Annotated in this window: 6 protein-coding genes; 2 read left to right on the forward strand and 4 right to left on the reverse strand. The window is 55.7% G+C overall.

Annotated features, from left to right (window positions below; genetic code table 11):
- Nucleotides 1-8: 8 nt before the first annotated feature.
- From ABD971_RS14285 to ABD971_RS14300, 4 genes are read right to left on the reverse strand one after another with little or no spacing between them, the layout of a single operon-like run.
- On the reverse strand, nt 9-5,804 hold the full coding sequence (locus tag ABD971_RS14285; protein WP_345323083.1) for a hypothetical protein: 5,796 nt from the start codon (nt 5,802-5,804) through the stop codon (nt 9-11).
- 3 nt (nt 5,805-5,807) lie between these two features.
- Nucleotides 5,808-8,264: a glutamine amidotransferase gene (locus tag ABD971_RS14290; RefSeq protein WP_345323084.1), complete on the reverse strand. Its 2,457-nt coding sequence runs from the start codon at nt 8,262-8,264 to the stop codon at nt 5,808-5,810.
- Complete coding sequence (locus ABD971_RS14295; protein WP_345323086.1) at nt 8,264-10,639, reverse strand: BatA domain-containing protein; 2,376 nt, start codon at nt 10,637-10,639, stop codon at nt 8,264-8,266. Before ABD971_RS14295 ends, ABD971_RS14290 begins: the two co-directional genes overlap by 1 nt.
- Entirely contained in the window at nt 10,636-11,538 is a 903-nt protein-coding gene (locus ABD971_RS14300) for a DUF58 domain-containing protein (protein WP_339941851.1), read from the reverse strand. Before ABD971_RS14300 ends, ABD971_RS14295 begins: the two co-directional genes overlap by 4 nt.
- Before the next feature lie 291 nt (nt 11,539-11,829).
- On the opposite strand from ABD971_RS14300, the gene ABD971_RS14305 reads away from it, so the two are divergent.
- The gene (locus tag ABD971_RS14305; protein WP_345323088.1) at nt 11,830-12,963 is read left to right on the forward strand and encodes an AraC family transcriptional regulator; all 1,134 of its coding nucleotides are present in this window, start codon (nt 11,830-11,832) and stop codon (nt 12,961-12,963) included.
- Nucleotides 12,964-13,112: 149 nt separating this feature from the next.
- Entirely contained in the window at nt 13,113-13,529 is a 417-nt protein-coding gene (locus ABD971_RS14310) for an OsmC family protein (RefSeq protein WP_339941849.1), read from the forward strand.
- The last annotated feature ends 13 nt before the right edge of the window (nt 13,530-13,542 follow it).

Here is a 13,542-nt window from a genome sequence, read left to right on the forward strand (position 1 = left end):
GGCGTCAACTACTGTTTCTGGGCTGCCCGCCGCGCAACGGCTTGAAAATAGGCTTCGATTTGCTGCTGGTATTCGGGGGCTCCCAAATGAGTTTCAGTCTCTTGGGCATCATCGGTCCTCCGTTCGCGAAGTTGTCCCCACTGCGATCCTTTGCGATTTTCCTGTTTGGCATCGATCGATTCGCTATCGGCGATCCCCTCGGATGACGCGTTACTGAGGGTGCTGGTGGACGATTGAGCCATCGATTGCGATTGTGATTCGGCGGGGTTCCCCTGCTGCGCCGAATTGACTTGACTCTGACGCTGCTTCGCCATTTTTTGAGCTTGCTGTTGCATCGCGGCCGCTAGCGTGGGTGAGGCTTGGCCGGCGGTTTGACCTTGTTCTTGTCCCGCTTTGTTGCCCGACGCCGCTTGAGCAGATGCCCCGGGTTTCCCTTGCTCACTTGCCTGTCCTTCGGCCGTCTGTTCTTCACCAGACTGCTGGTTTTGCCCTTCGCTGCTGGCTTGACCTGCTGGATTTGCGATCGCTTGGTCCAACTCGTCAAGCGTCTGGGCGAGTTGCCGAGCACGTCCTTCGGGCGTATTGGCCGCCGGTGACTGAGACGCCGGTGACTGAGACGCCGGTGATTGAGACGCCGGTGACTGAGACGTCGCGGTCGGCGTGTTGGACGTCAACGGCGGTTGCGATGTCGTCGATGACGGGTCTTGTGGCAATGCTTCAGCGATCATGTTTGACAACTGGTCTGCTTCGGCTTGGATCTGCTTGGTTGCCTGGGCGACCTTCTGGTTCGCTTCGGGTGATTTCGTTTGATCGTCACGGGCAGCTTGCACCGCTTGTTGTGCTTGTTCGGAACTCGCGACCGCATTCTGCGTGACGGATTCGGCGGCTTGATTCAGTTTCTCGGCAACAGAATCCTTTCCAAGTCGTTCTTCGTGGCGAGCAGCACGTTCGAGAAACGCGGCTGCGTTTTCCGTTTGCTTGGTAATGGTCGCCTGACTTTCGATCGCATGCTCTGCGGCCTGTGTTGCAGCACGCAGCGATTCGGGGGTTGCCGGTTGATTGGCAAGTTCACCGAGTGTTTTTTCAATCTGTCCCAGCTCGGCATTTGCTTTGGCAGCCATTTGCTGAGCAAGTTGGGCTGCGGGGTTAGCTTTGTCGAGCGACTCCGTTTTTTCGGACTGGGATTCCTTGCGAATTTTCTCAGCCGCGTTCTTTTTGTCCTTGGCAAACTGCTTTGATTCGCGAGCGGCGGCTTCGGTTGCTTCGGCTAATTTTATTCGTTCTTCGGCTCGCTGGATCTCTTGTTTTCGCCATGAGTCGTTTGGGTTTTGCTTCAGCTTCTTTTGATGGTCATTTTTCTGTCGCTCGGCACTTGCCGCTTCTCGTTGTGCCTGAGAGACCCGACTATCGGCCGCACGTTCAAAATTGTCCCATTCCTTTCGTTGATTTTCAGCATCTTGGCTGCGACGATTCCGCGACTCACGCTGCAAATGACTGGCTTGTTGTTCTAACGCCTGTCGGTCTTTTTCACGTGGGGTGACTGATTCGGCAGCAGCAGCATCGGCGCGCTGTTCTATTTGCTGCATCGCTTTGTTGGCGGCTTGAATCGCTTCGCTGGCGTCTTTTGCTGATTGGGTCATCTCGGACATCAAAGCGTCGCCGTTGCCGCTGTCACGCGCCGCCTGTGCCGCTTTTTGCAATTCATCGCGTAGTTCAGCAACCTCGTTTTTCAGTTTCTCTTGTCGTCCGAGATTTGCCGCTCGTTCGGCTTGGTACAACAGGGCATCGCGAACCGTGTCGATCTTTTCCGCCACCCCTTTTAACTCCTGACGCATTCGCTGTTTTTGTTCTTGGACGTTGGGATCGCTTCGCTCGAGACTCTTGTTGATTTCGCGTTCCGCCTTGGCCGCTTGGTCCAACGAGGCCGCGGCGGTTTCCGCAGCGTTGGCGGCGATTTCCGACAATTCGCCTTGCATCAACTCGTTGCGTTGCAATTCTTGTTCGAGTTGACGCATCAATTCTTCGGGCGACTTATTGGCGGCATTGGCTATCGCTTCGGCTTGATCGAATCGTTGTTGCAGTTCCGCAGCTTGCTGCAATTCACGCTCGGCATCCCGCAATTCAGCGCGAGATTCAGCCACGTCTTCGCCGGCGTCGGCGCGTTCAAAATGTTCGGCGGTTTTTCCGAGAGCGTCTTTCAATTCTTGTAACGATTGGGCAGCATCCTCTAACATCTCGTTTCGCGTTTGTTCCGCGGACGTCGACGTTGCGGCATCCATTTGCTGTTGTGCGCGTTTCAGCGCGTCGGCGATTTGCGCTGCCGCCGCGTCCGCGTCTCTCGCTAGTTCTCGTTCGGCGGCATCGGTCAATTCGACATTGTTCGCGCGATCCGCCAACGACTGCATCGTTTCGGTCGCAGCTTGTTCGGCTTCCTGTTGCTGTTGGTCCAGCTGTTTTGCTGTTTCGGAGGACGCATCCTCACGTTGCTTCGTTCGTTGTTCTGCTTCCTCAGCCTTTTTCGCCGCCTGGCGTGCTTGTTCAGCTAGTGTGGGCACATAACTCAAGATCACCCTCCGTGCCTCGTCCACTAGCGGCGTCAGTGGTTGCACCGCAGCGTCAAGTTTAGCGGTCGCGGTTCGCAGCGAAGCCGATGCGGAAACGAGTGATTTCTCTTCCCATCGACGCGAGCGAATCAGCTCCGCGGCCTGCTGGATCGCGCCACCGTAACGCGTCTGGTCGATCGGGTCGGTGACCGCCGATTCGATCCCCGCGGCACGAAGTGATTGCACCGCCTTTTCCATCTCGAACATGAATCGCTCGATCCACATCGGATGGTCCAATCTTGCTTCGGCGTACTGTTCAAGCCGGTTTTCGGCTAATTGCAACGTCGCAAGCTCCGTCTGTAGTGTGGTGACTTGATGTGCGGCAAAGATCACCGAGAACGCTTTGGCCAACTTTTCATAAACGTCCTCAATCGACTCTTCGCGATAGTCTTGGTAGCCGTCGACACTTACGTTTTTGATGGCACGCACAAACAGGTTTGTGTCCGCGGCGTAACTCAGATCGACGATCGGTCGAGCCCGGTGCAGCGTTTCGTCTTGCTCGAGCCGTGAGAGGAGATCGGAGATCCCGTCGTCGTAGGCAGCAGTCTTTTCGTTCAACTGACGGGTCGTCGCAGCAGCTTGGTTCGCATCATCAATTGCGTCGAGCCGTTTTTGCAATGCTTTGGCGTCGCGTCCGTCATGGTTAGCCTGCCGAAGGATATCATGGGGTTTGCGACGCTGCGAATTCAATTCGGTAAGCAGATTTTTCAATCGACCTTCGAGTTGTTGATCAATTAAGTTGCTGGCGACATGCCAAGTGAGCTCGGCGGTGTATTGCTGCATCAAAGACCGTAGATTGTCTCGCCCCGGTGGATCGTCGATGGTGTTGCGGTGGCGAATTTGCCAGGTGCTTGAAAAATCGTTCCACTTCCTCAAATGGTTGCGATGGGATTCGGGGATAAGGTCCGAGTAAGTCGTGATCAAAGTGTCAATCGTTTTCATTCGGGCGATCGCGACATTGACGTATCGTTCGAACAATTCAATCGGCACGTTGGCTTCCGGATCCGCAATCGGCCGCACGCTCTGCAGTAGCGCGGCAGCGTCGGTCAGGATGCCAATGTCCATGTGATGTGCGAGAAACGAGCGAGCAAACTCTTCGACTCGCGAAACTTCATTGCGTGTATTGGCAAGACGGCTGGGCAAACGTTTGATTAAATCGCGACGGATTCGCGTTTCGTCATCGTCGGGGTTCGCCGGTGCATCCTGGATTGTCGTCACCAAATCTTCAATTTTGGATTGCAAGTCAATCACAGCTAAACCGATCTGTTCGAGTCCGGCGGCTTCGACCGGATCGTTACTTAACGGCAGTACGGTCATGACACGTTGGATCAACAATTCTTTGGCGTCGGATAAACGTGACGCGTCGTTCTGCAGATCCTGCAATTTGGACGTAATCAACTCGCTTGGGTCGTCGCCGGATAGCTGTTCCTTGTACTGATCGATCAGCGAATACGCATCCGAGGTCCAATCAACGGTTTCGCTGACCACCTCACTCAAACGGTTCAAATGATCTTGTCGTGACTGCGTAAATCCTTCATCGACAATCAATACCTCGATCGTCCGCGACTCGCCGCGTTGTCCTTTACGGTCGACCGCGACCACACGCATGCGGATGATATCGCTACTGACAAGCGTGTCGGATGGTGTTTGCGAATCGTTGCGATGCATCAAGTCCCAATTCCACGCGGGGGACAATTTTGTATCCGCCGAATCGATAACCAGCGGCGATTGCTCGGGGATCGACGCATTGATCTGGAACTCTAAGAAAACGTCGTCCACGGGGATGTCGTCTTCGATCGATGCGGACAGCGCAAGCACGTCGAGCGGCGACGCCAACATGTTCGACCGGATCCCTTCACCCCAACGAACGACGGGCGGAGTGTCGGGAATCGGTACGATTGTGTACTGAGGGCTGAAGGGATTAGCGAGTTCGGATTTGACGCCAATGGCGTCGACTTGATAGTTCCCAGCCGTTTTGATGGGCAGCGAAACGGTAAAAGCCGTCGGGTCGTCGTCTTGCGGTTTTAAATCAAGTGCAACACCACGGGTACCGTAACGCAGCGTCGCATCGCGAACCGGTTGATCAAACTTAATCGTCAAATGCCCGGTCGTTCCCGTTAACGCCGTTAGATCGCCGTGATCGGACGTTTCCGTAACATCGGGTAGTTTCGAGTACTTGGGAAACTGGTATCGTTTCTCGAATGAAACCACGCGGGGACGCGGCAGCGGCGTCAACGTATGCCACAGCGTCACCGCATCTCCGGCAAGCACCCGGTACTGAACCGGCGTTTTTTTGATCGACAAATTGGCGGCAAAAACGCTTGCGGTGGTATCGGTCAGCGAAGTTGCATCGGGTGATGGAGGTGAATCACCCGGTTGCGGGCTTAACAGGGGCGCCCGCGACAACATCATCGACTCGAATGTCTCACCCTCAACCATCCACTGGATGATCACTTCTTCCTCGGCAGTTTGTCGAGCGTTAGTGACCGGCGGCGAGTCTGCTTTGGAACGGGGCCAAAGGACTTCGACGACCACGGCGACAGCATCGCCTTCGGCAACGTGGCGAGTCGCCGGTGTGGGCTCGATTATCCGGACCTTGATATCCGACGCCCGCTCGATCGACGCCATTGGCAACATCGCGCGCGCGATCCGGCGACCAAACTGCAGCGATGGAATCAGCGCCAAGAGCAAACAAATCGCTAAAACCACCGATCCTGCGATTAACCATTTGCGGATCATCGTCAACGGAAGCAATCCGGTGACGTCCACCTTCTGTAACCGTCGTCCCACGGAGTTCTGCAATCGGTTCTGCAGTTCCAACGATCCGTTGGCAAACCGAGGGTCGGCCAGTTCGACAGCGGAAAGCAGGTCGTCGCGAACGCGTGGTGCGGTCGATTCAAGTTGACGGGCAAGCTCTCGAGGATCCTCGTGTCGAAGATGACGCAGTCCAAAAAACCATAACACGGCCGCAGTGATCACGTACGCCGATAGACTTAGGACCATCCTCAGTGAATCTGGCAGCAACCAGAGATGATCTGCAATCGCAACGACAAACAGGGTGCTGAAAAACGCCAACACCGCGATCGCGATGCATCGCAACCCAATTAACCATCGTCGCCGCCGTGCGAACGATTGCAGCGCCGAAGCAGTGGCGGGATCCAGTTTTAAATGATTTAGAAAGGAAGAGCCTGCTGCGGACATCGTTTACACCAACCCTGCTCGTTTACGCAACAACCATTCGGCAGTCAACAACGCGATGACGACCCAAAACCAATAGAACGACTGCCAAACCAAAACATCCGACTCAATGATCGAACCACTCGACAAGGGTTTCAATTGTTCGAGCAATTGATCGGCCGAGGATTCATGGAAATAGGCCCCTTTGCCGGCCTGGGCGATCTGCTTCATCGCATTTTCATCGAGTCCGACTCGCCTTAGTTCTGCGTGATCCGGCGTTCCCACCCAAATCGGCGTGGTGGCTTGAAGTGCGGTCGAATCAAACCCGCTGGCCCGAATTCGCACTTCATACTCGCCTGTTTCTAATGGCTGAGTTTCGCCTTGATAGGTACCGCGTGATGGATCGTCGACCGACAATGCGACCGTGGCAACAACCCGATCATCCGTGACCAACAACGCATCGACGGTGGCATCGCCAAGCGGTTTGCCAGTCGGACCTTGCAGCCGAACGCGAATCAGTGACGAATCACCCACCGCGTATTCCACGCGATCCGTCCCTAACGAGACAAAGGAATCGCTAGCAGAGTAGGGCGGTTGCATCACCGCACTGAGCACTTGGTTCCAAAACCGAGCATGCAATTCGTCGGCCAATTTATAACGCCATCGCCACGATTGGTCCGAGGAAAAATAGAAGACGCGACCGGCACCAAACAATCGCGTCACCAGCCATGGAGTCGGTTTTCCCCCGGCTTGGACAGTGTTGGCCCAGACCTCTGCGCCCGCTTGCGGTTCCACTTGATTGACATACTGAGCCTGGGGCAGCCGCGACCACATATCGGCAACATTGCTGAGGTCGGTATTGTCGCTCTGCCGAAGCAACATCATCGGTTGTTCGCCGCCGGTCACGGTTGGCACAATCTTGCCACCGTCGATCGTCGCATCGACACCCGAATAGTTAACGGGGATCAAATCGGACAGAAACGTTTCAACCAATTTGCGTACGCGTTGGTAACGACCATCGACCACGATCAATCCACCGCCTCGGCTTACAAATTGACGCAGCAGCGCCGCGTCAGCATGTTTGAATTGCTCGGGCGGAACCTCACCCAGAATAATGGCGTCGTATTGCGAGATCGCCTCGGCGTCCGGCGGGAACTGCCCCGTTTGATTGCCTCGCGTAACGTTGGGAATGTCGGTTCCTGGGCCGTATAAAACCGCGTCGACACGCCAGGCCGGATCACGTTCAAATAGATTGCGAAGGTAGCGTGTTTCCCAGCGGCTCGATCCATCGAGAACCAGCAAGCGGCGATCCCGTATCGAGGCGGCAACGCGAAACGGCATCGAATCGTTCTCCGCCATGATGTTACCGGCGGAACCCGAATCATTAACAAAGGAATCAGAGGCCGCAGCACCATCGACCACGACTCGCAAATCCAACGCAACCGCATCGCGGCTGACACCACGCACGCTTGCTTGTTGAGTGGCCTCGACCAAGGGGGCGACTTCAAAGTCATAGGGGACTTCTATCTCTCCTTCGGTATCCGGAGTGACGGTATGTTGCCACACGGTTTTGTTCTGGTGTTCGATCCGCATCCCCAACGGTTTGCCGGTCATCCCGAACTGCTTCAGGATGATCTTTCCGGAGAGTCGGCCATCGGCCGCGACAGAGTCAGGACGAATCACCTGAGATACGCCGACATCGACTGGCTCGGCTTCCGATCCCATGCCGAGCGTCATCACTTGGGTTGCGGACGATCCAATCCGTCGAGCCGCGTCGACCGGCGAGGGCCCTAGATTGTGGCGGCCTTCGCTCATGATCACGATCGCCGAACGCACACGGTTGGGTTCCGTGTCGTTTTCGGCTTCGCTTGCGTTTGCGGGATCACTCGCGTTGTTTGCGGGCTTGTTTCCGATCGCGTCGTGCTGTTTTTGTACGCCCGAGACGTCAAGATCGACCGTGGCAGCGGAGACCGCGGAGGCCAAATTGGTGCGGCGGTCCTCAGCGATCAATTGCAGTGCCGTTTCAAGCGTCTCTTCGTCACGGTTGGACCACAACGGAACCGCCGCTGCGGCACCGAAGCCGATCACTTCGATGTCGTGTGTTTCGCTTAGTTGGTCAACCAAACCAGGATGCTCGGGCGTTCCGACCAACAGACGCGTCGCTCGGCGGATTCGCGACTCGGACGCGTCGGATCCCGTGCTATCGGTAATCGACATACTGGCCGATGTATCGATCGCGAACGTGACTTTGCCCAATGTCCCGATCTCTTGGCGACGATGCCAAACCGGCCCGGCGAGAATAAAGATCACCAACGCGACCGCTGCCGCCCGAAGTGCCGGCAAGAGATACGAATAGGGACTCGCCATCGTGCGGGTTTCACGAGCGTAGTACCACATCACGGCAAAGGCGGCAGCGAGCGCCATCGCCAACACCACACCGCCGGGCAAATCACCCGCGAAACGAATCGTCGGCATGAACTCCATTACGCGATGCTCCCGTGATTCTTGTGCACGATTTGCTGCTGCACTACCAACTCGAGAATCATTGCGATCAAGAGTGCGAACAGGAACCAACGCCAAATTTCCCGACCATACCGCCGATTTTGTTCGGCGGTTTCGATCGAATCGAGATCCGTGTGCAACGACGCGCCGATCATCTCGGCTGCCGCGGCGACCCGTTCGGGTTCCGTGTCACGCAGCTGCGATTCCTCGGCCGGGACTTCCGCAACACGGACCGTCGACGTTACAACACGCTTGCCGTCGGCCTGGGGACGAATTTGGCGAAAGCGATAGACACCGGCTTGGCGGGTCTGAGCCCATACCAATTCAGTCGCTTCGTCCGCTTTCCAATCGGATGGCAGCGGAATCGTGGTTTCACTCGAACGAGGTGGTTGGACCGTGAAAATCGGCGGTTCCGCATCGGAATCCGTCGCCACTTGGCCTGCCGACGGCTTGGCTTTTGATTTGGACGGATTGCTATTGGAGTTCGTCGATTCGGATTCCGATACCACGACATCATCAGGTTTGAACTCGTCCAACGAAACGATCATTGGCTCGCCCGTGATCACGGTCGTGGCTCGACCGCTGCCGATCAAATCGAGTGCGAGCTGCTGCATCATCGGCAAGTAGATGCGTCGTAGTGGAAGCGATGTCCACGAATCGTCCGCAGGGATTGCGAATTGGACCACACGTCCTCTGCTACGCTGGGCCGATACGACAAGCGGATCGCCGCTGGACATCGACATCAGCACGATCGCGTCCGAGTCGGTTGGGGTGTCGTCATCGTCTGTCTTGCCGTCGACGTCTTTTTTCACGCGAGGGATCAGTTTTCTGTACGCAAACACATCCACGCCCGAGAGCGGACGTTGATCGCCGGGGGCGAGTCGCGACCAAGGCGTGTATTGTGAATTCAAAGTACCAATTCGCATCAGCGTTTCGGTATCGCTATCGGGGCTGCCGATGATCGCATCGAGTCGCGCTGGAAGTGGCATTTCGCCCGTGCCGGACTTCCACGACTTGACGTACCCGGCTTTCGTCAAATTCACGCCATCAAACAAAACCAACGAACCACCGTTGTAAACAAAGTCGGCGATCTTGACTTGTTGTTCGTCGCTGAGTGATCCGACGTTGGCTAACACGACGATATTCGGGGGTTGCTCGCTCATCCGTTTTAGCAGTTCGGATTCCGAGATTACCGAGGCTCGTACCGCGTCAACTTGGTCTTGTTGGGCAAAGGCAAACGGGCTTAATGCGATCGCCAAGAAATCGGTTTCGCCCGAGAGCGGCTCTTTCCCAGGTTGCCCATCGACCAATAATACGTCAATCTCGCGAATCACTTCGACAGCAACACTCCGGCGATTGTCCTCAAGTAGTGCGTCAGGGTGCTCGACTGTGACCACCACTTCATGGATCCCCGAGCCGGTAAACGCGGCGGTGTGGTTGATCATTGATGTGGAACGTGCTGCCACCGAGACCAAGCCCGACTCTGCGTTGACGCCATCAATCGCCCACGTCACCCTCGCATCATTAACCACCTTATCACTCGCGTTGCGAATTCGCGCGGAAAACGTGGTGCGGCGATCAGGAACCAACGCAGGCGACATCGTTTCAATCGAATCAACGGACAGATTTTCCCGCGAGTTTAGCGTGCCACCGACATTCAAAAAATGGATGGCGGGGCGTGCCAGATCGCTCGGCGAAGCCTGCATCAGCGTTTTCAATCCTTCCAGTGACGCATCGTTGACATTGCAGCTTTGGAAATCGGAAACGATCAAGACTTGACGTTCGAGGTGCGACCCGTTGTCAGCCGCAGCAATTCCCGCGCGGACGAGTTTGGCAAGATCGAAGGGACCGGATGAGGCGGTGAGTCGTCGAAGTCGGTCGCGGGCGTCATTGGTCCCCATCGTAGCGCGGCCGGCCGTTGACGCGACGGAGTGAATTTCGCTGGCGGGCATCCAAATAATCTCGTCACGCCGTGACAATTTGCCGAGATAATCGCCAAGTTGACTTTTAATACGGTCAATGTTGGATACACCCGAGTCGTCTCGCGCTGCCATGCTAAGCGAATCGTCGATGATCATCACAACCGTTTGCGGCGTATCGCCTGGCAATGCCCGGCAACCGGTCAACAGCGGCAACGACAAACAAAACGCTAACAGGATGGGCAGCAAACAACGCAACAACAGCAGCAATAGATGCATCCACTGGATTCGTCGCCGATTGATCCGTACAACGGGCTCTAGCAAGTGCATTGCACCCCACTGGATCGTTTTGAACTTGCTTCGGTACAGTAAATGGATCGCTAACGGGATGGTGAATGCGAGGGCACCAAACGCTAGCAGCCCGTTCAAGAACATCATGACAATTGCCTCCGCAAGGCAACGTATTGATGTAACGCTTCGTCATACAGTTGATCGGTGCGGATGCTAACCAAGTCAACGCGATGACGACGGCAAATGTCACGTAATTGCGTGTTATGTTTTTCGAGTCGTTCGAGGTATGCCTTGCGAATCGAAACCGCGTCAACGGTTTGGTCGTCCGCACGCTCTTCGAGATCGTGAAATTGAACGCGTCCGGTAAACGGAAAATCCACTTCGTCGGGATCCAGGATATGAAAGAAGATCACTTCATGTTTACGCGACCGGATTTGTGCCAACGACCGGTTCAACGAATCAAGGTCCCCCATTGCGTCGGATAGAATCACGATCAAGCCGCGGCGTCCGAGTTTCGGAACCAACATGCTGATCGCGCCGCCGAGATCGGTTTCGAGCCCGGCGGGCGGTCCGCTGAGCGCCTCGATCACCAACCGTAAATGCGACGGACGACCGCGGGTCGGAACCATGGTTCGTGGACGATCGTCAAACGTGATCACCCCCGCCGCATCTTGTTGCCCCAGCATTAAATAGGCTAACGACGCCCCCAGCCGCTGAGTGTATTCGTCTTTGCTGAGCCCATTGGATCGCTCGCCGCGATACATCATCGAACCGCTGCGGTCGACCAACAACGTGCAGCGCAGATTCGTCTCTTCTTCGTATTCGCGGATGTACAGCCGATCGCTCTTTCCAAACGCTTTCCAGTCGATGTTTTTAAGTTCGTCTCCAGGGACATATTGACGGTGTTCTTTGAACTCGACACTGAACCCTTTGTGCGGCGATCGGTGCCTTCCCGAGCAAAACCCTTCAACGATCTGGCGTGCCAACAATTGCAAGGCAGCAACGCGTGAAAGTTCGCGAGGGGTGACCAGATCCAGGATTCGCATGGACGTTGAAACCAGTGGGGTGGGAGCTCAGGACCGTGGCAAACTTTGATTCGACTTCAGCGGGGGGGCAATCTCGGGGGGCGACACACCCAAAACAAGCGGTTTAATGGTGATCTTGCCCCATTATATACAGGATCGCATGGCAAGATGCGCCCTGTAATTGATTGCATTTTAGCCTACCCGTAGGGTGGCAAACGCGTTACTTTTAGGCCTAGCCCCGGTAATTACTCTACTCGATCTCCTTTTTCCACGTCGCTCACTCTCATGCTGCAGAAAAAACGCGTTGCGTTGATGATCGAAACTTCAACCATTTACGGACGGGAATTGCTAAAAGGGGTGATCCGGTTCCGGCAAACGCACCATGATTGGTCGATTTTTCTCGAACAGCGTGACCTCACCGCCAAGCCGCCCGCTTGGTTGGCCGATTGGAAGGGGAACGGCATCATCTCGCGAGTGACCACGCCCGAGTTTGCCAAGGCGGTCAGGAAAAGTGGTATCCCGATCGTCGAATTGACCGATCGTGGTCAAGATTATGGTTTTCCGGTGATCCGCAGCGATGACGACGAAATCGCGAGATTGGCCGCGGAGCATCTGAACGAACGGGGGTTCCAAAATTTTGCCTACTGCGGATTCCAATACGAAGAGTGGTCGACGCGACGGGAAAAGTCATTTGCGCGTCACGTGGCCCAGCCCGGCAAAGAATGCGCGGTCTATCGCTCGGTCTGGCAAGGCCCCGAAGCCCGATCGGCCGAAGACGAGCGGACGGAACTGGTTCGTTGGCTCAATACTCTGCCACTGCCCGTCGGAATCTATTGTTGTAGTGACGTGCGTGGACAGCAAGTTCTCGAGGCGTGCGCTCAAGCCGAGCTGGTGATTCCCGAAGAAGTCGCGGTGATCGGAACCGATAACGACAGCGTGATTTGCGAATTATGTGATCCGTCGATGACCAGCGTGATTCCAAACGCGGAAGAGACGGGATTCCAGGCCGCTAGTTTGCTGTCGCGTTTAATGGAGGGCGAAAAACCTGATGAGTTGCTGCACGTGGTTCGCCCTGTCGGTATCGAAGTTCGGCAATCGTCCGATATCGTTGCCATCGATGACCCCTCGATCGCGACCGCACTTTCCTATATCCGTGAAAATGCTTGTAACGGAATTACTGTCCAAGACGTGATCGCGCACTCGGGCTTGTCCCGCAGTACGCTGGAACGCCAACTCCGAAAACTGCTCAGCCGATCACCACAGCAAGAGATCCGGCACGTCCAAATCAAAAGGGCCCGTCAATTGTTGATGGAAACCGATTTGCCTATGGACCGGATCGCCGCGCTCTGCGGTTTCGACCATCCTGAATATATGCACGTCGTGTTTCGCCGCGAGACCAATATGACTCCGGGCCAATACCGGCGAAATCTGCGAACAACAAAATGAAGACGCGGCGAAGGCAATGTTTGCCCCGCCCCCTAGCGAATCCATTGGAAATGGAAAAGATGCAAACGGTGCACGCTGTGGAGTATTCTCTCGTGGCGACCCCATCATCTCTTTGACCATCATCACTTTGAAACGAGCATTCCTGAAACATGTCTGTCAACATCCAAGCGGTCTACACTGGCAACCTCGGCGTACGCGCGACTCACGGACCTAGCGGCAATCAGCTCACCACCGATGCTCCCGTGGATAATGGCGGGCAAGGCACAAGTTTTTCACCGACCGACTTGGTCGCCACGGCGCTGGGCAGTTGTGTGTTGACGATCCTGGGGCTCGTGTCGCAACGACACGAGATCGATTTGACCGGGACCAAGGTTAGCGTCACCAAAGAAATGGTCGCACAACCGGTCCGCCGAATCGGACGGTTGGAAACGATTGTGACCGTGCCTGCTGGATTGGTCGACGATCCGGCGATGCGAGATCGATTAGAGGCAGCGGCGAGAAAGTGTCCGGTCCACCAGAGTTTGCATACTGATATCGACGCGCCAATCACCTTTGTCTACGAGTGAGGGTGTTGACAAA

The organism is Novipirellula rosea (genome assembly GCF_039541335.1).
Taxonomy (GTDB): domain Bacteria; phylum Planctomycetota; class Planctomycetia; order Pirellulales; family Pirellulaceae; genus Novipirellula; species Novipirellula rosea.